The organism is Streptomyces sp. TLI_105 (assembly GCF_900105415.1).
Taxonomy (GTDB): Bacteria; Actinomycetota; Actinomycetes; order Streptomycetales; family Streptomycetaceae; genus Streptomyces.
Genome location: NZ_FNSM01000002.1, coordinates 214,219 through 235,038, shown reverse-complemented (window position 1 = coordinate 235,038; position 20,820 = coordinate 214,219). Strand labels below are relative to the sequence as shown.

At 68.4% G+C, this 20,820-nt stretch carries 16 protein-coding genes, 1 tRNA gene and 4 pseudogenes; 4 read left to right on the top strand and 17 right to left on the bottom strand.

Translation table 11 applies throughout. The annotated features are described in order from the left end of the window. Positions 1-214 precede the first annotated feature (214 nt). Positions 215-676: pseudogene (locus BLW86_RS40435) on the bottom strand (DUF2199 domain-containing protein). A gap of 218 nt (positions 677-894) precedes the next feature. Between BLW86_RS40435 and BLW86_RS40430 the strand changes: the two are divergent. Then, positions 895-1,992, top strand: coding sequence for a barstar family protein (locus BLW86_RS40430; RefSeq protein WP_093879282.1), 1,098 nt, complete (start codon positions 895-897; stop codon positions 1,990-1,992). Positions 1,993-2,097: 105 nt separating this feature from the next. Here the strand turns inward: BLW86_RS40430 and BLW86_RS40425 are convergent, their stop codons facing one another. The 3 genes from BLW86_RS40425 to BLW86_RS40415 all read right to left on the bottom strand — a co-directional run bounded on the left by BLW86_RS40425 (position 2,098) and on the right by BLW86_RS40415 (position 4,601). Continuing rightward, a complete protein-coding gene (locus tag BLW86_RS40425; protein ID WP_093879281.1) occupies positions 2,098-2,496 on the bottom strand; it encodes a DUF5958 family protein in 399 nt (132 codons plus the stop codon). A gap of 45 nt (positions 2,497-2,541) precedes the next feature. Continuing rightward, complete coding sequence (locus BLW86_RS40420) at positions 2,542-2,994, bottom strand: hypothetical protein (RefSeq protein WP_093879340.1); 453 nt, start codon at positions 2,992-2,994, stop codon at positions 2,542-2,544. An 857-nt stretch (positions 2,995-3,851) separates the two neighbouring features. Continuing rightward, entirely contained in the window at positions 3,852-4,601 is a 750-nt protein-coding gene (locus BLW86_RS40415) for a hypothetical protein (protein ID WP_093879280.1), read from the bottom strand. Positions 4,602-4,891: 290 nt separating this feature from the next. Here BLW86_RS40415 and BLW86_RS42505 point away from each other — a divergent pair. Then, positions 4,892-5,011 (top strand) — tRNA-Gly (locus BLW86_RS42505). Positions 5,012-5,312: 301 nt separating this feature from the next. Here BLW86_RS42505 and BLW86_RS43750 read toward each other — a convergent pair. Continuing rightward, a pseudogene (locus BLW86_RS43750) lies at positions 5,313-5,660 on the bottom strand (hypothetical protein); the annotation flags it as partial. A 127-nt stretch (positions 5,661-5,787) separates the two neighbouring features. On the opposite strand from BLW86_RS43750, the pseudogene BLW86_RS40405 reads away from it, so the two are divergent. After that, a pseudogene (locus BLW86_RS40405) lies at positions 5,788-6,477 on the top strand (transposase); the annotation flags it as partial. Positions 6,478-6,525: 48 nt separating this feature from the next. After that, complete coding sequence (locus BLW86_RS40400; protein WP_256341790.1) at positions 6,526-6,903, top strand: ankyrin repeat domain-containing protein; 378 nt, start codon at positions 6,526-6,528, stop codon at positions 6,901-6,903. Between the two features lie 47 nt (positions 6,904-6,950). On the opposite strand, the gene BLW86_RS40395 is transcribed toward BLW86_RS40400, so the two are convergent. From BLW86_RS40395 to BLW86_RS40340, 12 genes and pseudogenes are all read right to left on the bottom strand, one after another. Continuing rightward, the gene (locus BLW86_RS40395) at positions 6,951-7,235 is read right to left on the bottom strand and encodes a DUF3027 domain-containing protein (RefSeq protein WP_093879279.1); all 285 of its coding nucleotides are present in this window, start codon (positions 7,233-7,235) and stop codon (positions 6,951-6,953) included. 219 nt (positions 7,236-7,454) lie between these two features. After that, positions 7,455-7,766, bottom strand: coding sequence for a hypothetical protein (locus BLW86_RS40390; protein ID WP_093879278.1), 312 nt, complete (start codon positions 7,764-7,766; stop codon positions 7,455-7,457). A gap of 119 nt (positions 7,767-7,885) precedes the next feature. Continuing rightward, positions 7,886-8,533, bottom strand: coding sequence for a hypothetical protein (locus BLW86_RS42500; protein WP_177182003.1), 648 nt, complete (start codon positions 8,531-8,533; stop codon positions 7,886-7,888). Positions 8,534-8,573: 40 nt separating this feature from the next. Then, the gene (locus tag BLW86_RS40380) at positions 8,574-9,491 is read right to left on the bottom strand and encodes a hypothetical protein (RefSeq protein ID WP_093879276.1); all 918 of its coding nucleotides are present in this window, start codon (positions 9,489-9,491) and stop codon (positions 8,574-8,576) included. Then, positions 9,488-11,002 (bottom strand): S1 RNA-binding domain-containing protein, encoded by a 1,515-nt coding sequence (locus tag BLW86_RS40375; RefSeq protein WP_093879338.1) that lies wholly within the window; start codon positions 11,000-11,002, stop codon positions 9,488-9,490. Before BLW86_RS40375 ends, BLW86_RS40380 begins: the two co-directional genes overlap by 4 nt. Before the next feature lies 1 nt (position 11,003). Beyond that, the gene (locus BLW86_RS40370) at positions 11,004-11,606 is read right to left on the bottom strand and encodes a recombinase family protein (RefSeq protein ID WP_093879275.1); all 603 of its coding nucleotides are present in this window, start codon (positions 11,604-11,606) and stop codon (positions 11,004-11,006) included. A gap of 154 nt (positions 11,607-11,760) precedes the next feature. Further along, complete coding sequence (locus BLW86_RS40365; protein ID WP_177182002.1) at positions 11,761-13,029, bottom strand: DUF2716 domain-containing protein; 1,269 nt, start codon at positions 13,027-13,029, stop codon at positions 11,761-11,763. 122 nt (positions 13,030-13,151) lie between these two features. After that, positions 13,152-13,724: a hypothetical protein gene (locus tag BLW86_RS40360; protein WP_093879273.1), complete on the bottom strand. Its 573-nt coding sequence runs from the start codon at positions 13,722-13,724 to the stop codon at positions 13,152-13,154. A 61-nt stretch (positions 13,725-13,785) separates the two neighbouring features. Continuing rightward, positions 13,786-16,701 (bottom strand): annotated as a pseudogene (locus BLW86_RS40355) (Tn3 family transposase). A gap of 259 nt (positions 16,702-16,960) precedes the next feature. Further along, positions 16,961-17,758, bottom strand: a complete 798-nt coding sequence (locus BLW86_RS40350; RefSeq protein ID WP_093879272.1) for a hypothetical protein — start codon at positions 17,756-17,758, stop codon at positions 16,961-16,963. A 119-nt stretch (positions 17,759-17,877) separates the two neighbouring features. Continuing rightward, positions 17,878-18,375, bottom strand: coding sequence for a hypothetical protein (locus tag BLW86_RS40345; RefSeq protein ID WP_093879271.1), 498 nt, complete (start codon positions 18,373-18,375; stop codon positions 17,878-17,880). 82 nt (positions 18,376-18,457) lie between these two features. Further along, the gene (locus BLW86_RS40340; RefSeq protein ID WP_093879270.1) at positions 18,458-20,605 is read right to left on the bottom strand and encodes a chromosome segregation protein ParM; all 2,148 of its coding nucleotides are present in this window, start codon (positions 20,603-20,605) and stop codon (positions 18,458-18,460) included. Positions 20,606-20,820 lie beyond the last annotated feature (215 nt).

Genomic DNA, 20,820 nt, shown 5'->3' with positions numbered 1-20,820 from the left:
CTTGGGGTCAGCCGTAAAGCAGTGGGGGAGCGGCTGGTGGTGCTCAGGTCCGGCATCCACAAGTCATCTGTGTGGCTCCCGGCACGTCGCAGCGCCGCCGGATGTCCTGCCCGTGGATGAGGATGCCTTCTCGTCGGACCGTCGGACCGTCGGCCCCTGTGGCTCAGGTCGCTGGCCCTGACCAGGACCGGCGATGCCGGCTTGCCGGACATCACTACGGCTGGTCGTCACCGGTGTAGAGCACGGCCGCCGCGATTTCCCGCACGCGGTCCAGGCTGATTCCTGTGCGTTGCTCGACGGCGAGGGGGTGGTCGGTGGGTTCCAGCTCGATGAAGGGGCGTTCCCCAATCGGGCGGGTATGCACGTGCGTCTTCAGGTTGAGGGTCGTGGTCGGGTAGATCGGCAGGTCTGTGGTGAGCCAACCGAATTATGGTTTTTCGGACTCCCGGCCGGGGGTGTCCCACAGGTCCGCGGCACGGGAGAAGCTTGCTCGGCTGAGCGAGACCCAGACGCCCCAGGAGAACACGTCGCTGGTGCCGATGACCGGTATTTCGATCAGGCCCTTGACGAAGTAGTGCTGCCCGCGGATCACGCACTGGTCTGTGGAGAGCAGGCAGTCCTCGGCGTCGGTGAAAGCCGGATCCCACACGGCAGGGGCCTCGGCCGTATAGTTCATCGGCAGCTCAGGGTGGTGGTCCCCGCAGCACGTGCAGGTGAACCCGAGGTCACTGGTCGTGAGGCTGGAGCATAGTGCTGTGCTCGGTCTCGCCAGTTGTGACTGAGCGCTTCAGATGGCGCCATCCGCCAGATCGAGCACTCAGCCTTCATCCGACCCGGAACGGTTCACCGTGACCGATCTCGAAAAGAGTTTCACGGACTACCCTTGGTCTGGGCATGATTCCCGCCGTGCATGTGGACAGGGGCCATCGCGCGCAGGGACGGTACGCGCTGACGGACACGGGAAGCGGCCACGTCTGGGGCGTCTGCGCCGAGGTGGAGGGATTCTTCCGGGAACCCCTGCGCGGGACGTACGAGCTGTTCGGCTGGGTTCCGGATGGAGCTGAGGTCCCGCGCGGCTGGGTCGGTAGCAGGGTGTGGCTGGTGCCGGAGGACAGGACGCTCGACGCCTGGCTGCTGGAGGACGCGGAGAGTCTCGGGCAGCACCCGGGGACGGACGGTCTTGTGCTCACCGGTCTGGACGACTACGTGGGCCCGCCCGAGGGGCACCGGGCGCCTGTCCGACTGCACGACGGGTACCGGTGGCTGGGTTCCTGCCGGGAATTCGCCCGGATCCTGCCGCCCGAGCAAGTGGAACCTCCTCTCGTCCTGCGGGGGCTTGTCCCGAGTGATCGGCTACGGCGGGCACTGGCTACGGGCACCCGGCGCACGCTGGACCTGGAGGAGGCCTGGCTTGAGATACAGGACGACCGAGGCGAACCGCTCACCGATCGGCTGCTGCGACCCAAAGTCCGTACGTGGCAGCCGACCTCCCGCGGGGCGGAGCTGATTGATCTGGAACTTGACGGATACCTTGCACCCGTACCGGGATACGCCCGGTCAGTATGGGAGCGCTGGCTTGCCGGCCCGCCAGACGCCCCTGGTGCTTGGGCCGGGCTCGAGAGCCGCCAGCGTGGGGCCTGGCTCGATCTCGTCCGGGAGCGGGGCTGTCGGCTCAAGCACCAGGACCGGCAGGCCGGACACGCGTACGAGCTGGACGGCCGGCACATCACGGACGAATCGGGCCTCTACCTGGCACTCGGCGAGGCCGTCAACGGGCCGGGCGGCTACTTCGGCGGCTGCTTGGATGCCCTCGTGGACTGTCTGCGTGGCAACTTCGGCTATACCGCTCCTGCGACCTTGGTCTGGTGGGACGCTGCGACTGCACGCGAGCACCTGTCCCGCGTCCTGGCGCCAGAGGGTGAGCAATATGACCTGGTCGCCCTGGTGATCGAAGTTCTGGCCGAGGGCGGGATACACGTGACCCTTGCGTGAACTCACCGAGCCGCTGCGGTAGTGACTCCACGCTGCTGCCGGTCCGTCGGGCTATGTACGTGCCTGATACGGGAGCCCAGCTGGGCGCTGATGCCGACGGAGGGATCAGTCGGCGGCGGACAGCCTGTGCCACCAGTGACCGCACCCGTTCGAGCAGTAGCGCTCGCGGCGTCGTCCGTCGGCGATCGCGAGCACCGCGATTAGCAGCCGGAAGGCCTTCCGGCGTTCGTCGAGGGGAGTCAGAGAGGCGACCTTCCCCAGTTGATGGTCTATCCGACCACGGGTGATCAGCACCGCCGGCGTGTGCGTCGGGCGCAGACCGGCACGGCGGATGCCCTCCGGTCCGTCCTCGGCGACGACACGTGCCTGGACACAGTGGTGGCGCAGAAACAGTAGGACCTCGGACTGCTCGTCTGGGGCGAGTGCGTCGAACCATGCGATGCCCTGTGGCATCGGGCGGAGCCCCTGGGCAAGCTCGTTGAGTAGGATGTCGCGTTCAGTCACGCCGGTCTCCCATCGGGCAAGCGGCGCTTCGCCGCGGAGTCGAGGTCAGTGGAACCAGACAGCGAGTCGCACATGGTCTGCTCCATGGAGTTCGCTGAGTGTCCGCATCACGCTCCAGACCGGCCCCCAGTCGCTTTCGTTTCCGGCGACCGATTCTCGGCTTCGCGTGCCGAAACTGTCTGTTTCCTGCCAGTCGGTCGAGGCGAGCTCGGCCCACGTGATCCATGTCGTGCCGTGGGTGTCAGGAGATCCGCCGTACGCGGCGTACTCGGTCTGGAGCCCCTCGGATGCGTCGCTCGGAAAGCCGCGGCTTTCGGCCAGAGGGCGGAAGCCGAAGTAGTTCCGGATGCCGAAGAGGCAGGCGAGGGCGTCGTAGGCGTTGCCGTTGTTGAGCAGGAAGAGGTCGATGGCGGCGTGCCACACGGAGTCCTCGTCGTCGGGGCCCCAGAGGCGGGCGCCTGGCCGGCACTCGATCATTCCGCTGACTTCGGTAGACATACGGGCATGCTGCCCGTACGGCCCATCAGTCGGCACCCGCATTTCCTCTGTCGCACCTCACCAAGTGTGCAGGTGCCGACTAAAGCGCTTGCATGTACTGCAGCCCAGGGCGGTGCCGCTGCCGGGCCCGCCAGGTAAACCCGCGTGCCGGTAGCGAGGCGAGCGCCGGAAAGTTGGCCAGGTCCTGGACCGACAGATGATCCCCGCCCCGTATGTCTTCCACGCCGCCGTCTACCGCCGGGCCCATCCCGGCCCCGTCTCCAGCCGCCCGAAGACCCCGGGGCAATGGTGTACGGCGCGGCGAGATCGTCCAGAGTGCAGCTGTGCGACCACACCGGCCGGGATCCGGCCTCAGGGATAGGAACCGATACCTCCATGCCCTCAGCACAGCCCGCGGCAGCAGCCTCCCGTGCGGTTTTCGCGAAGACCCCGTAGGTAAGAAACCAGTCCGCTACCCCTGCCCGCCAACTCAAGCGCACAGCCCCGCCAAGTCAACGGCTCACTTGCCAAGTGAAGCGCTCAGTCTCACCAGTGACCGGCGCCCCCATTTTTCGTAACCGGCGAGCTACCCGAGGGCTCAAAAAGCCACGAGAGGCCATGTGTGAGCCTCCCAGCTGATCGCGGATCGATCCATACCGGGCGGGCCGAGTTCGTCGACTGAAGGGGCCATTCTGTGCGTCGCTTTTCAGGGTTTATTTCCGAAATACCCGATTTGAGAGACGGGTGTGCTGTCTCATCGAAGACTGATCGAGGTCACCGAAGGTTGATGACCGGCAGTTTCGTCTCACCGAAGTTTGAGCGGCCTGAGGTACCAGTCCTGCTCCGGGGAAGGCGGGTACGTTTCGTTGGACCTGCCCTCAGTGTGTGGCGGACCAGTCGGCGCTGATCTGGTCCGCCACGGAGAAGCCTGTTTCACAGTCCGGGCACGTGGCATCGCCGAAGATGTAGAGCATCGCGCTGGCGACTTCCGGGTGACCGTCGCTGAGCGCGATGTCGTGAAGCCGTCGGCCGATGCCGTCCATGTCTGCGACATTCGCGGGACGCAGGGGCGTCGTCTCGACGTCGTCCCCCGACAGCGCGTAGTCGCCGCTCGTGGAGAAGAATCCGCGCTCCCCGATGACAACGAACAGGTTGGCTTGGCAGCTGGGGCAGGAGATCTCGTACTCCTCGTTCACAAGGCCCCAGGCCAGCTCTTCGCTCCAACCCATGACGCCTTCGAAGCTCAGCATGGCTTCCAGGAGGTAGGCGTACTCGGTGCGATCGGACGCCGTCCGGAGGTGCTGGTTCACCACCGCCAGCAGGGTCTCGACCTCCGCCGAGTGCTGCGCGCGGACATCGCCGGCCCCGTGCGGCTGATCGGAGCCAGCCATGATCGCGCCCGCCAGGTTCAGGGCACTGACCGCCTGCTCTCGGTCATCGCTGCCAGCTACGTCGACTAGCCATGGCAGGGTCGCGAAGCTGGCCGAATAGACACTGCCTTGATGGCACAGCACCGACCACAGATCGTTCCAACGCTCGGCGTTCGGCTCCGATGCGATCTGGTCCAGCAGCGCGGGTATGTCCTCTGCGGAGCCGTAAGCATGGCTGAGTTGCGGCCAATCCGTCATACGGGAATCCAACCAGGCCAGTGAAGCGACATGCCAAACGCGCTCTCCGTTACGGCAGCGTGCTGGTCGATCCCGAGGCGAGGAGCTTCACCCATATGAGGGTTTTCATCCTGTTTTGCCCTGAGCGGGTTCCGTCAGGCCCGGACTGGCTTTGTCCACGAGAACGGGCTCTGGCACAACTTCTGTGGGCCTATGGCAGTCGTTGCAGGCGACCGGATAAAGATTCGTCCGCGGAGAACGATGTCTCTACGCTTGGCCAGAGCGGGAATGCGCGCATTTCCGCAGGCTGCGGTGCCGTGGCAGAGCGGTCCATTGCGATCGCCGTGGGCGAGGTCCCTCCCACGGCGACTGACGGAGACGGAGCGGACCTGCTCCCATCTGTCTCGCGGGTTCAAATCCCGTCGGCACCGCAGCCGACCAGGACGTAGCACGGCGCACGGACCTGCCGTCTCGCGCCAGATCCACAGAAGTTGTGCCAGAGCCCGAGAACGGGGTTCTGGCACAGATCTTGGGGAGCCATCGCGGAGAGTTACCTCGCTGTTCGATTGCGTGGGAATGCTCGCGTGAGACCGCGTACGCCGTGTCCTTCGACAGCTGGAGGTGACGCTCCCTCAGGTTCCTGTCGGTCGATGCTGCGGTCAGCTGCGAACGGTGATGGTGCTGGTCATGCAGACCGATGCACCGTTCTGGGACTCGCTGGTGTTCGACGGGCTCGGAGAACTCGCCATTCTCGATCAGTCCGGCGATTACGTCGGTCATGTTGTCGATGCCGGGATCCCTGACGATCAGGCCGTCCGAGACCCAGAAGTACCGGCCCCCGAGGGCCTCGTCGGTCCCTGCCCAGAGTTTCATCAGGCGTTCGACTTCCACGACGGTGAACACGGTCGCGGTCCAACGAGATCCATCCTTCAGAGTCACGAAGACATCGACGTTGCAGACCTCGTCCAAGTCCTCGCCGTCGCTGGGCAGGAACGACGCCTGGAAGTCCGCCATGCGAACCCGATACCAGGGCTCGTCCCACCCTCGCTCGATCGGTTCAGACGATGTGCTGTGGCTCATCGCGCGAGTGTCCCTGGTCGGGGCATCGATCTCAACCGAGATCCCCCTGCTGCCGCTGCCTGCGGTCAGAGCTGGGGACGTTCGTCCGTACGCAACTGGGGAGAAAAGTCCGTACGCCGACAACGAGCTCCTCAAGGCCGCACCCACACCGGCCCGTGCGGCCCGATTGACCCGCGTCCAGCTCCAGGCCGCGCTCAAGCGGGCCGGCCGTCAGCGCGGGATCGAGGCCGAGGCCGAACGGCTCCGCGAGGTCTTCCGGGCCGACTGGGCTCACCAGCCCGCACTCGTCGAGGACGCGCTCGGCAAGCAGATGCTCGCCCTCCTCATCCAATTGGAGGCTGCCTGCACCGCCGCCGCCCAGCTCGCCGAGGCGGTCGAGGATGCGTTCCCTCAGCATCCGGACGCTGAGATCATCCTCAGTTTCCCCGGCCTGGGCACCCAGCTCGGCGCCCGGGTGCTCGCTGAGATCGGAGACGACCGCGCCCGGTTCGCCGACGCCCGCGGGCTGAAGGCATACGCCGGCTCCTCGCCCATCACCCGGGCCTCCGGCAAGAAGTCGTCCATCACCAGACGGTGGGTGAAGAACGACCGCCTGAACGCCGTCGGCTACCTCTGGGCCTTCTCTTCTATCACCGCATCACCCGGTGCCAAGGCCCACTACCGGCGCCGCCGCGACCAGGGAGACTGGCACGCCTCAGCCCAGCGCAACCTGTTCAACCGCCTGATCGGACAGCTCTACCACTGCCTCCAGCACGGCCATCACTTCAATGAGGCCGTTGCCTTCCCAGCCGCGTCTGCCTTGGTAGAGGCTGCTTAGGAGCTGCTCGGCCGATCATGATGGTGAGCGATCAGACATGATGCCGTGGTGAATATCGTCGAAATCGAACCTTGGACGCCCGCCCATCAGGCGGTCGAGTCGAGCGATCACGCCACGCTCACGCGCCTCCTGGACGAGGGAGCTGACGTGAACGAGGTCTGCTTCGGCATGACTTTGCTGACGCACGCCATCGAACTGGAAGGGGACTCGGCTCTTCAGTCAGGGCAGCCGATCGACAGCGCTCTCACCGCAATCGTCCTTGCCTATGGTGCCGACCCCACCGCCACCCCCGACGGTGGAAGAAGTGCTTACGAGATGGCCCGGTTCTACGACCACGACATGGCGATCCGGCTGCTGGACCGGTTCACCACCCAGGATGGCGGAGTCTCGAAGCCCGCTACAGGTAGACCTGCCGACCATCTATAGCCACATGATCGGCGGGACAGATCCTGGCCACTTCCCTCCAACAGCCGTCAGCCGAACGAGCCGTCTGCGCGGACCATGAAAGAACCACAACCATCGTGCTCGAAGCGCACCTGCCCATCGAACATTGAATCGGCATTCGAGCAGGCACCCCAGTCCTGACCCAACTTGCCGCTCAACGCGACCCAGAACCGGCACCCACCGCACTGCGCGTCATACCACTCGTCCCGATAATCAGGCGCTCCGGTCGACCTGTTCCGCAGCCGCAGCCACCGCTCGTGAACCTCGTCGTTGTGACCACGGTCACCACCCGTCCACGGCCCGCCAGACACCATCCACCCCCGCTCGCTCTCGAACAGATCGACAGGCTACACACGGACCCAGCTCGGCGAACTTGACTTCCTAAGCGCCTGAGGTGTCTGTCGCGGGGGCGCAAGCGCCGGAGGGCAGAGAGCGAGGGCAGTGGTGAAAAAAGAGGCTGCCGGCCCGTGCGCCCCGCCTCTCATCAGGCGTGGGGGAGACGGGGCGCACGCGGAGCGGGCCGGGGGCTCGGGTCAGTCGCCGGCGGCAGTGCGGTACTCCTGCGTCATGTCCCAGACGAGCGGGCGCAGGAGGTCGTGGGCGCGGCGCAGGAAGACGTTGCGGGAGGTCTCGTCGGTGCTGTTGAGGGCCTCGTCGAGGTGGGACGAGGCGGTCTCCAGGTCCTCGCTGCCGTTGATGCCGGCCGTCTCATAGCGCGGGGTGGCGGTGTCGAGCTGGCTGATGAGGACGACGAGGTCGGTGGCCGGGGGCTGCTGCGCGACGTAGGCGATGTCGTCGGCGTAGCGGCTGATAAGGGTCTCGGCGGTGATCACGGTGGCGGTCATCCGTTGTTCTCCTGCACGGTGGGGGAGGCCGATGTGGCGGCCGGGGCCGGGCTGTCCGGTCCTCCGCGCCGCCCCCGAACTCCGCGCGGGGCGCGGCGCGGGGGCGGCACAGAGGGCCGTCAGACCATGCTCGGCACCGTCTCGTCGAGGACCTCGGTCTTGCGGACGCGGAGGGTGAGGTCGTCGAAGATGTCCCGGACGTTGGTGACGGGGACCGGCGTCGGGTCGTCGGCGGTCAGGAGGGTGTAGCGGTGCTCGGGGGTGCCGCGCTCGGTCTCCTCGCGGCTGTAGTGCAGGACCGTGCCGGGGGCGAGGTAGTAGGTGGCCTCGCCGGTGGTGTAGCCGCGCCACCGGCCGGGGTTGCTCAGCAGCTGGTTGCTGAGGTCGATGCAGTAGGCGGCCTGGGCGGCGCGGTGCGCGGCGTCGTCCTCGGAGGCCGCGGCGACCTGGTCGAGCGCCTCGCTCAGGCCGCTCGGGACGGCGACGCCGCGGACCTCGGCCACGCGGGCCTCGGCGGCGGCGCGCATCTCGGCGACGTCGGCCTGAGTGAAGCGGCGGCGCAGCGGGGCGAGCACCGCGTCGGCGACCGTGGTGAAGAGGAAGACGCCGCCGAGCGCGACGGCGCCGGTGGCGGCCAGACGCAGGTCGGCGTCGTAGGTGGCCGGGTAGTAGGTGTAGCCGGCCACGGCGCCGCTGACGGCACCGGCCAGCATGGTGACCATGTCGGTGCCGTCGAGCAGGCCCTGCACTCCCGAAGCTGCCGCCAAGTGACAAGTAGCTCTCAGTAGCGATGCCACCATGCTGCGGTCATGTAGTCGTCGGGGCGTTGTCGGTTGTTTCGGGGATGTAGCCGCAAAGCTGCGGCGCGCATTCGGCCTTGTGGTCTCGGCCCCATTGGGAGGTGTCTCGCTCGATGGAGCGGACGTGGTGGACGAGTCGCAGCTGGTCCTTCCGGAGCAATGTCGAGGGTACCGCCGTGAAGGTCTCCGGGAGTACGGCGACCATGCTGCTGACCTGCTCTCCGTTGTACATCTGCAGCAGCATGGTGCACTGCCACCAATCGATCTTGCCGCCGCGAGCGTTCGGAGTACCGGGCCAGTAGTAGTTCGCCGGATCCGGGAGCAGATAGTGGATGCCGTCGGGGGCGAGGTGGGCCCGGAACCACGATCCGCCACCACCCAGGCCGAGCCGAAGTCGTCGGGCCTCGTCGTTCAAGGCGCAGACCGCTTCGGTGTCGAGGGCCTTGAGAACGTTCGCTTCTGCGGGCAGCGGCTGCCGTCCGGAGGGGGCCTTGACCGGCCAGCGTCTGAGCAGAAGGCCCACCCGTTGCCGCGGCGTCATCGACGACGGGGCCCTGCGCGATTGCGGCAGCGGCGGGGGTGGCGTCCAGCTTCGCCCTGCCTGTTCGATGTGACGCAGCATCCATGCACGGGCGTCCGGGCCGGCGGTGTTCCACACCCAGCTCATCGGCCGTTCGGTCATCGCCTGATCGAAGCTGCTGAGGGGCTTGCCCTGGCGGGAGGGCCTCCTGGCACCTGGACGTGCGACACCCGGAAGGTTGTGGCTCAAGTTGGCCAGGAACCTGATGCGGTCCAGAACCTCGTCATGGGAGGTGTCCTGCTTCCCGCGCTGTGGCCTCCCAGCCAGATGCCGTATCTCGGTAAACGCCATTGCCGCCAAGAGCGCGGCTATGTCCCGGTCGAGCTCGGCCTCCTGGCTCCTCATGCCGATCCACCCTCAATGCCGCCCTCAGAGCGGGTTCTGCGGGCCTGGGTATGCGACAAGGAAATGCGGCGGCGCGCGATGTCGACCTCAATGATCTTCACGGTGAGGGCGTCGCCGACCTCGACGACGTCTTTGGAGGATTCATCCAGCTCGCTGGTGTGCACGAGCCCCTGGAAGCCGTCCTCTCGGTCTTCGATGCGGACGAAGACGCCGAACGGCACGATCTTGGTGACCGGCCCTGTGACCACTTGGCCGATCCTCTGCGCTACCTGCGGCCATGGGTCTTCCTGCACTGCTCGAAGCGACAGCGGCACCCGTTCCCGGACCATGTCGACGTCGAGGACCTCGGCTGTGACCTCCTGGCCGACGCTGACGACGTCGGACGGGTGCTCGAACGGGCGCCAGGACAGCTCCGGAATGTTGATCATCGCGGTGAAGCCGCCGATGTCCACAAAGGTGACGCCGAAGCTGGCGATGGTCGTCACCGTGCCGGTGACAACCTGGCCGCGCCGCAGGGTCTTCAGGAACGCCCAGTCCCGGTCGCTGGGTGTCGGCTCGGTCTGCCAGCGCGCGCGGAGTATCCCGTCGCTGTCGGGCAGAACAGCGGTGAACAGCGGGAGATCTTCACCGGCATACATGGATACGACGCCGGCAGCACTCGCGCTGGCAAGCTGGGAGGTCACGTCCTCGAACTGGGTCTCGTCCACGACTGTGCTCGTGATCTGCCCGTCCTCGTCCTCCCAGACGATCTCCACTAGCCCTTCGTCGGGCAGAGCGGCCACGGCCGTGTCGACGTCGGTGAGCAGGTCCGGCCAGACGGCCAACTGTGCGCGTGGGGTCAGCTGGGAGCGCACAGTCTCGATGTTGTCGCGGGTCAGGCGGTGCCACCTGGAGGCGTTGAGGGCGAAGGTCTCCTCCAGGAAGGTGGCGCGGTGGGCGCTGACGGTCCAGCCAAGGCGGGCCCAGAAGTCGGCGTCGGCCGGCCGCTGCACGTACGCGGGGTCGTCGGGGGCGAAGTCGTACGGCGAGGCGTCCAGGCGTTCCGGGAACAGGCCGAGCGCGCGGGTGCGGGTCAGGGCGGTTTCGCAGGGCAGGTTGCTGCCGATGTAGAGGTACTGGTCCCAGCCGACGTGCACCGTGAACTCTCCCTCCGCTTCCAGGCGGCACCAGGCGCCGTTGTCGCGGAGCATCGCTCGGATAAGTTCCAAGCCGACACCGATCGGCACCAGCGCACCGTCGTGGAACCCGGCGGGGCCGGCGGGGAAGAGGCCGGCCAGGCCGTAGCCGTCGATCGGTGGTTCCAGGCCGAAGTGGGCGAAGCCGCCGATCTGCGGCTCGCGGATGGCCAGCTGGTCGACGCCGGTGTCCTCGGCGAAGGCGGCGACGGCCCGCAGGTAGGCGGCTTCGACCGGCCCGTGGTCGCTGGTCGTGTCCTCAGTGCCGGCGTAGTGGCCGTGCTGGTCGCGATCGGCGGGGTCGTACTTGGTGACCTGATAGACGTAGGGCAGCACGTCACTGCCCACCGGGAGTCGAGGGCGTGGCTGCGTTCTGGTGGCGTTCAAGGACGCGGTAGACCGTGGCGCGGCTGACGGAGAAGAGCTCGGCGAGGTCGGCGATGGTGTGCTCGCCGGACCGGTGCTGCTGGACCAGGTGGCTCTGCTGGCGGGCGCTGAGCTTGGGCTGCTTCCCCTTGAGCTTGCCCTTGGCCCGCGCCACCGCCATGCCCTCGCGGGTGCGCATGCGCAGGAGGTCGACCTCGAACTCGGCGAATGTGGCCAGGATGTTGAAGAACATCTTGCCCATCGGGTCGGCGGGGTCGTAGAGCGTGCCGCCGAGCGAGAGCTTGACGCCGCGGGCGGTGAGCGAGTCGCCGATGTCGCGGGCGTCGGGTACCGAGCGCGCAAGGCGCTCGAGCTTGGGGACGACGAGGGTGTCGCCGGCGCGGACCGCCGCGAGGGCCTGGGCCAGGCCGGGCCGGTCGCGGTTGGTTCCGGTCAGCCCGTGGTCCAGGTAGATCCGGTCCTCCGGGACGTCCAGGCTGATCAGGATTTCATGCTGGGCCGTGAGGTCCTGCTTGTCCAGACTGCATCTCGCGTAGCCGACGCGTTCACTCATGCCCGGAGCGTACGGTAAGCCCCCGCTCAGCGTACAGATCACCGGACACCCTAAATGAGACACCGTCAGCGCAGGTAGCTCTCTCCCGCCAGGCAAGATCATCATGGTTCGTTGCGGGTTCCCCTAACGGACAGACGGAGCGTCACCCGAGTGCTCAACCGAAGGTCCAGGCGCCGTCACCGAGCAGGTGGTCCAAGTCATCCGCGACCTGCTCGATGAGGTCATCTCCAAAGACGACGAGGGCTTGTTCGGCGTAGTGAGCAAACGTGCCGAGGCGGGCGTCTGCGGTAGCGAGGAACTGGAACTCGTCGTCGGCGATGGCGCTACCCGGCCAGGGCGGCTGTCCTGGGCCGCCAACGCGGTGCGGGTCGAACTCCCAGCCGTTGAGATAGGGGCGGGACTCGTAGACCCATTCGCCGGGCCGGACGCAGGCGCGCATGCCGCGCTCGATGATGCCTTCGGCGGTTGCGATCGCCGACGTGCCGCGGTCGAGCATGCCGTAGAACCAGCGGCGCGAGTCGAGCGGCGCGGTATACCGTCCGCTTCCGCTGGCGTAGTCGAAGCCGATGCGGGCCTCGCAGCGACGTGCTATCCGTCCGGACTCGGCGTCGTGGAGAGAATGCCTCGCGGGCGGGGTCGCAGCGGGCTCGCCCGGCGGGGTCCAGTGGTGGGACCGGACCGTCGTGACGTCCCGAAACCCAACGGCCGTAAGGGAGCTGCGCAGCTGCCCGTCGGCCTCGGCGACCAGGAACTCCTTCGCCGGCGGCTGGAACCGCCACAATGGCAGCTGGGCAAGCAGTTCGGGACGTGACGCGGTCAGGCCCCCGACAGCAGCGAACGCGGTGCCCCGGATGGTCTCCAGCCAGCAGGCCGCAGTAACCCTTCCGCGGTGGGTCAGCACACGGATGTCGATGTCCCAGTAGGGAATCGAGCCCATCGCGTGCCAGGTCGCCAGGGGAACGCGGTGGGGCCCGGAGCTGGCGGAGAGGTCGAGCGCCGGCTGCACCTGCAGCTCGTCCCACCGGACCGATTCGATTTTCCACTCCGGCTGCGGCTGGGGGAGGTCGAGCTCGGCGACTTCACCGACCAGGACACTGCGCTCCCATCCCCGGGTGAAACCTGCCCCTTCGAGCGAGGCCGTCAGCTGCGACGCTTCTGCGTCGTGGGCGAATACGCGCCACTCCACAGGTTCCACACGCGCGGCCGCGCGCTGCTGCACTTGCGCAGCAAGCTGCGCGGCCGAGGCCGAGGCGTCCAGGGCGGGGTGGTCGACGATGCAGTGGGTGCCGTAGTGCGTGAGGGTCAGCGGTCCGATGCGCTCGACCACGGTGCCGAACCGCGGAGGCGCCGAACCGGGTCCGCGCACGCTGCGATCGTGCGCTGCCAGCAATTCCCCCACGTCCAAGACCACCGCGGCATTCAAGCACCACGGTTCCCGCGACGCCATTGGTTAAATGCGAGCGGGCCTCAGCCCCGCGAGCGCCACCGTCGACCAGCATCAGCCCGGAGCGCGGTCGGCTACTCCGCCCCATGAGTCACATCGCGTCAGGCGTGGAACTGGCCGTTGCGGTACTCCTCGCGTGGCAGCGAGTCCCATTCGGTATTGGCGCCGTCGCGCGTCACCATGAACAGGGGACGCGATCGAAGGACCTGCCCGACGAGTTGCGCGCGCACGACGACCCCGGGATCGTCCGGTCCTGCGTAGCCTTCGGGCGTGTAGCGGAAGCGTCCGTCGACTGCCTCGGCATACGCGATGGCGTCGCGCTCCAGCTCCGACAGGTCTCGTCCGACCAGCGTGAGTCCGTCGTGTGCGACCTGCGGGCCGTGCACGGCGTCGGCAGCCACGCAGAACAGCCCCACGGCTTGGCTCGCATACGCGGTGACGGCAGGCGGAGAAGGAGCCACGCCGCGACGGTGGACCTCGATCTTCCATGTCGGCGAGAAGATCGCGTGGTCTCGCGGCAACTCGCTGACGCTCGACTGGCCGAGCATCTCACCCGCCTCGACCACTTCGTCGACGGTCATGCCGAACCGGAGCGGTCCGACCCTGATGGCCGGCGCATAGGGCCACTCGTCCCGTTCGGCAACTTCGGGATCGGCTTCGGTGTTGAACGGCATCGTCGCCCCTCTGGAGACAGCTGAGACTTGCGCTGATTGAACAGGCAGGGGAACGAAAGGATCAAGGTGCCGTCGCATCCTCGGTGCGCTCGGAGTGGTCCTGCGGGGTGCGCTGCTGCGGGAGGAGTGGGCCGAGGTGCAGGTGGCGGTTCATGTCCAGCTCAAACCTGCCGTAGGGATTGACGTGGGTCCAGAACAGCGGTGAGAGGCCGCGCCGGTCTGCCTCGGTGAGCTTGTTCGCCCACTTCGGCTCGGCGAGGACCTCTTGGACCAGCAGCGTATTGACGTGGACCAGGGCCGATTGGAGGAGGTGCAGGGCGAGCATGGAGATCTCCTGGCTCTCCTTGTCCTTGCCGGTCAGTTCGCCGTCCTTGCCGTAGAACAGGTCGTGGTTCGCGCTGTTCCAGTTCTCGACGACCTGCAGGCCTTCGCCGATCTCCCGGCGCAGGTCGGCGTCGGCGAGGTAGTCGCAGATGAAGGCCGTGCGCACGGCTCGCCCCAGCTCTTCGATGGCCCGGTAGGGGGGGGGGTGCTTGGGGCCGCCGCGGGTGAACCGTCGTAGGACCTGCTCGGCCTCCGCCGTGCCCAGGCGCAGGGCGGTGGTGTACTTGACGATCTGGTCGTACTGCTGGCGGATCAGCTCCCAGTCGATGGTCTTGGTGGACAGCACCGGGCCCAGCTAAGGCCACTGCTCGTCCTCGCCGGCGGCGGGGCGGTACAGCCGGGCCGACCCGACGTTCTTCAACCTGGGGAGCAGGTTGAAGCCGAGCATGTGCGCGAACGCGAACCCGACGATGGAGGCGCCGTGGGTGTCGGTGTACTGCCGGTCGACCTCCATGTCGGTGCAGTGGCGCAGTACGCCCTCGATCATCGAGGCGACTTCGGAGGCCGAGCAGTGCTTGAGCTGGGAGTAGATGCACACCGACTTGCGCTCCACGTGCCAGTAGATCATCACGCCGGGGCCGCGGTAGCGCTGGTGCCACTCGGTCATGAAGTTGCTGGACCAGGCGCCGAACTTGCGGCTGTCCGAGGCGCACGCGGTGCCGGCGCCCCACCAGCCCTCGTCCCTGGCGGCGAAGGTGTGGTTGACGAGTTTGACCAGTGCGGACCTCATGTTGGTCCGGTTCACGAACAGGTGCCGGATCCGGCGCAGGACCGCCTCGGACTCGCCGTGCTTGCCGGTGGCCACCACCCGCTTGATGCCCATGTTGGTGCCCAGCGCGAACAGCACCAGCAGCAGCCGGCGCCGCAGGACGTCGCGTGGGACCGCCTCCCGGAAGGCCATCGAGGCGAACTCGGAAGTGAAGCCGGTGGCGAACTCCGCCTCCTTGAGGATGTCGATCAGGTCGATCGTTCCCCAGCGGCGCTGGATCTCGGCCTTCAGGGCGACCAGGTTCTCCGGCTCCTCCTGCTTGGCCAGCGGGGACACCTTGATCCACGGCTCGCCGTGGCGCTTGATGATCTCCACCCCGCCCGTGATGCCCAGCTCCAGCGCCTGATCGAAGCCCGTGAGTGCGTCTCGCAGCCGCTTCTGCAGGGAGACGATGAACTCCTGCGGGTCCTGCGGCTGGCGGATCGCCGAGTAGTGCACATCGCGGTTGTCCTCGAAGTCCGCAGGCAGGTCATCCTCCGGATTGCGCCAGCGGCTGGCCCCGGCCACCCAGATCTCCCGTCGCCGCAGCGCGTCCCGCAGGCTGACCAGCACACACAGCTCATAGGGGATCCGCTCGACCCGGCCCTTGTCGTCCACCACCGCGGCCCGCCACTGCTCGGGCACCACTCCCTCCAGCGGCACCTTCTCCGCCGCGTCGAAGAAGGCCCCGTCCTTGATCGGCTGGTCCAGGTAGCGCTTGAGCAGGTCGATCGCGTCCATAACCGGTCGGTAGGCGGTGTTGTTGCTCTTCAGCTCCCAGGCCGACAGCAGCGGCGAGAGCATCCGGCGCCAGTGGGCCGAGTAGGAGGACCGCAGCACGGTGCGGATCCGCGCCTTGTACTTGGCCTCGTTCGCCGCCGCCTCCGCCGCCAACGCCTTGAGTGTCTTCTCCCCGCCGACCACCGGGTAGATCACCTTGCGGACCGTGCCGGACGGCTCGGCCAGAGCGGCCTCGGCGACCCGCAGCATCATCGCCTCCTTGCCGCGGACCTTCTTGAGCTCCTTGACGAACTCGCCCTCGACTTTCTTCTCCGCCCGCGTATTGATCTTCTGCACCAGTTGGATGAACAGGTCCACCAGGGAGTCGGTGATCTCGCTCTCGTGCACGTGGCACAGCGCCGCCAGCAGCGTGTACCGCACCGGAGCCGGCGCGGCCACCAGGTCGGACGGATACTCCTTCGCCGCCCGCGCCCGCCACGCCGACACCAGCTTTTCCGAGAACTCCCCGAACAACTCCGGCGGCAGCTCCAACTGCCGCACCCGCTGCAGCTTGTTCACCTCCGTCAGCAGACTGTCCAGGCCCAGCGCGCCGGGGTCCGCCTTCAGCTCGGTGAAGAACGTCCGGCCCCCGCCCACGCTGCCCTCATCCCCATCGTCCTCGGCCACCAGGTCGTCCAGCCGGGACCGGGAGGCCGCGGACAACCGCTCCACCGTCGTCGCGCAGAACCTCTCCTCGAAGGTGTTCACCGCCGACGCGACCAGACGCGTCACCCTCGCCAGCGCTGGCGGCTCCAGACGATCGTTTCGGCACCGAGCGACCACCGCCTCGGCCAGTCGGTCCCGGCTCAGCTCCACCGGGCACAGTTCCGCTGCCAACCACTGCGCGAGTTGGACCTGGTCCTCCTGCGTGCACTCGCGGAACCCGAACGCCGCGCGGACCTCCATCCGATGCCGCTTGATCGCCCGCCCGGACCAGTCGTAGACGCCCCACTCCTCGGCCGGCACCTTCACCTGCTGGGCCACGTACGACACCGCGGCAGCCGGGACCTCCGCGACATCCTCCGGGAAGCGCGCCTCCACCTCGAAGAACTTCAGCTCGGCCATCACCCGCTCCAGGAGCTGGGGAGCCGGGCGGGGCGGTGCGGGTAGCGGGGACCAGGGTGCTGCGGACGCGGGCGCCCGATCCGGCGGCGCGGACGGGGTACGAGCACGGATTGTCCTCCAGCGGGTGTGAGGGCGGGCAGTGCTGCGCCCCGCCGGCCGGAAGGGGCCGTCGGGGCGCGGGCGGTGGCCGGTCGGCCTGTCCGGCCCTCGCTCACCTCGGGAAGGGTGGGCGAGAGCCAGGCGGAGCGGCCGGGGTGGTTCAGCGGTTGGGGAAGCGGATGACGGTCGGGGGCGGGGTTTCGTCACCGGGCGGGGTGGGCGCGGGCAGCGTGGCGTGGAGGTGGAGTTCGGGGCGGAACTCGGGGCTGAAGGCCGGCGCGACCGGGGCCGCCTGGTGGTTGTGGATGACGGGGCGGAACGACAGGCCGCGCAGGGCGAGGATGCTGGCGAGCCCCCAGACGACGGCGGCGAGCGCGGCGGCCAGGAGGCGGCCGCCAACGGGGGAGGCGGACCACACGACCCAGATGCTGGAAAGACCCCACAGGGTCCACAGGATGCGGGCCCCGCTGATGCGCAGGAACCCGCCAAGCAGGCCGATCAGTCCGGTGGTCTGCCACAGGGTGTAGACGGTGGCGCCGGACAAGGCGGGCAGGTGCGCGGCCTGGGCGTCGAGGAAGGCGCGGATGGGGGTGGTGAGGGTGGGCCAGATGCCGCTGGTGTCGTGCTCCAGATCCATGTGCGGGCGGGGCACGGCGGTAGTGACCGTGTCGGTGAGGGCGCCCAGGACGCCGGCGGCCGCGCCGAGGAGCATCACCAGCACCGCGGCCGCGACCACCAGGACGAGCGCCTTGATCCAGTGGGCCAGGCCGTGCCAGTCGGCCTTCGGTGTGCGGCGGATGTCCTCCCACACGCCGTGCAGGACACCGCCCTGTTCCCAGGCGCGGTTCCACCAGGCGCCGACGGCGTCCAGCCGTGCCCGCATGCTGTCCTTGGAGGGCGGCTTCGGTGTCTGGCCGGGGCGGGGGAGCGGGGAGTTGTTGGTCGGTCCGGTCTGCATCGCCGGGAACTCCTTCACGAAAGAGGACGGGGATGGTGCTGGGGCCGGGTGGCCGGTCCCGCTCTCGTCCTGCCGGCCGCATGGGGGCGGGGGACGAGAGCCGGGCGGAGCGGCCGGATTCAGCGGTTGGTGATGCGGCCGAAGAAGCCGCGGGCGGTCTGCTCGGTGTGCTGCACGTGCTGGGTGACCGGGGCGTTGTAGTGGTTCTCGTTGTGGGTGACGGTCGCGCGGGCGTGCTGGAGGGCGCTGCCGATCGCGGTGGCCAGGGCGGCGAGCGCGGCGAGGGGGAGGGTGACCATCAGGACGCTGGTGAGGGTGACGGCGGCCAGGCCCTGCAGGATCAGCCAGGCGCTGCAGCCCACGCCGGTGATCCCGGCGCCGATCCCGATGGCGGCGACAGCCGTGCCGGCCGCCCAGGCCGGGACGGTGCGGGTCTCGGGCTGGAGCACCGGCGGGGTGGGCCCGATCTTCGGGAGCGGGGTCTCGTCCTGGAACGAGGTCGGGATCGGGGCCGGCGGCTGCGGCTGGTCGTGGAAGGCGGTGCGCAGGATCCGTTCGGCCTCGGCGGCGGCTTCGGGGCCGGTCATCGGGCGGCTGGGGGCGGGGCGGAAGTCCATGGAAGTCTCCGATCGGGGATGGCTGTGGGCCCGGCCGCGCAGCACGCGGCCGGGCCCACGGGGATGGGGGAGTGGGGTTGGGTCAGGGGACGAGGGTCTTGATGGCCTCGAGGGCCTGGCGGGCGGAGGTGACCTCGGCACGGCGCTTGCCCGCGGGCTTGCCGCCGCCGGGCTTCCCGCCACCGCCGTGCCGACGGGGCTCGTCGCCGTCGTCGTCGGGTGCGGGCCGGAACTCGCCGGGGCGCTCGGGCTCGTTCCAGTCGAACCACAGGCCCCGCTTGGTCAGCTCGCTGATCTCGTAGTCGGTGAGATGGACGACCTCGTCGGGGAAGATGCTCGCGAGGTCGGTGTCGAAGTCGGCGAACAGCGAGCGCATGAGGACGGCGCGGCCGTTGTCCAGGACGATGATCGCGACACCGCCGGTGGAGACGCCGTTTTCCGGGTCGGCCTCGCCGCGCATGGCCCGTTCGATCACCGAGCCCTCCTGCTGGGAGTAGCGGGTCGGGATCGTCGGCACGTCGTGGGGGTTTTCCATGGCGCCCTCGACGGCCTTGCGGGTGGAGGAGGGGTTGCCCATGTTGAACACCACCGCGCGGGAGTTCTGCCGCAGGTTGGCCTTCATGCCGGAGGAGAACCCGTCGTGCGCGAAGGGACTCTGGCCGGCGGGGACGAAACCGATGCCGTACTTCAGGCCGGTGACGGTCAGGTCGTCGGCGTCGGTCTGGATGAACTCTCCGTACTCCTCGTCCTTGGAGGCGGTCATGAACTCGTCCGCGAACACCGCCAGCGGCCGGTAGGGGCAGCGCGGGTCGCCGGGCTTGAAGTCATGCGGCTGGCCGTCGTGCGACCAGGGCATCTCCGCCCGGATCTCACACAGGGCCTTGGCCGCGCGCAGGGAGCGGGCCATCCACAGGGCGTTGGAGCCCTGCCGGTCGATGTACTGGCCCAGCACGGATGTCTTTTCGTCCTTGCGGACGGTGGACAGCCACACCACCCCGCCGCCCAGTGAGTGGGCGGCCATCGCCAGGGCGAAGTACTGGGTCTTGCCCGAGCGGCTCACACCGAGGATGAGTCCGTGACAGGGCGCGTTCTTGTCGTGCTGGTAGATCATGTTCTTCACCGGCTGGCCGGTGGTGGTGTACCCGCACACGTACATGCCCTTGGCGTCGGGCGTGAGCAGCTCGCGTGTAGCCGGGAAGATCTGCGACAGCGGCGGGGTGTCGAAGACGCTGATCAGGAACTCCGAACCGTCGATGAGGACGAACACGCACGAGTCGTCGGCAGGGATGCCCAGGCCGCGACAGACCTTGGCCAGGTCGATCCGCGGCACCTCGGTCTCATCAACCATCCGCCCCCGGTAGAACGTCACCCCGCGCTCCTCGTCGCGGGTACGGGCGACGAGCTCGGAGCCGGGGGCGCCGCCCTTGGACCCGGCGACCTTGTCGGCCCACCGCTCCTTCAGGGTGGGGGCCTTGGCGCGACGGGCGGTGGCGTCGGGAGTGATGTGGGCCTGCAGCCAGCCCGGCCCGCCCTGCCGGCCCTCCGGCTGCTGCTCCACCGGCGCCAGAGCGACCTCCTGCTCGTACACCGCGAACGCGGCGGCCACGTCGGCCTCGGACAGGGACCGGATCGGGCGCCCAGGGTCCTTGGAGCGCAGCAGGATCGTCAGATCCTTCGCCGTGTCCGGGTGCGGGATCGCCTTCACCAGCAGCGTGCCGCCGGGAAGACCGGCCCGCTCCCACAGCTCGCGTGCGCTGCGGGTGTAGAGGGAGGCAGCGTCCTCGGGATGCAGCGGCTCCTTCGCCGCTTCGGCCCAGGCGAGCAGAGCCGCCGGAACGGGCGCGGCCGGGACGGCGGGCAGCTCGGTGACCGGGGCGGGACGGTGGCCGCGCCGTCCAGCGCGGGACAGCGGGGCGAGCGCGCCGCACAGCAGGGCCCAGCCGGCCGCGAGCAGGACGTCGGTCTGCACCGGTCCGTAGCCGGGCGTCCATACCGCCGCCAGGTCGACCCCGGCGGCCAGGGCCAGGGGGAAGGAGCGCACGATGCGCTGTCCGGAGCCGGGCAGGCGGCTGGTGGCAGCGTGGATCAGGTTCGCGGCCCCGGCAGCGCCCGCCAGCAGGACGGCGATGTTCGCCGGGCCGTCGGGGGTCAGGTTGGGGGCGATGGCCAGGGCGGGGGCGGTCAGGGTGTAGGCGAGGCGTTCGAGCGCCACGCTGCGCGGCAGGACCATCGAGAGTTCTCCTGGAAAAACAGGGTCAGGGGCCGGTCCGCGCGGTGGCGGGCCGGCCCCTGACAAGGGCGGGGGTGGAGGCTTTTGGGTTGGGGCTAGGTCGTTCTTCTGGATCTCCTCTGACCGTGCCGTCTGGCAGAGCACCTCGCCGCGCCGTCTTTGTTTTCCGTCATCCGAGACATGGCGCCGGAGGATGCAGACTGGCAAGCAGTCGG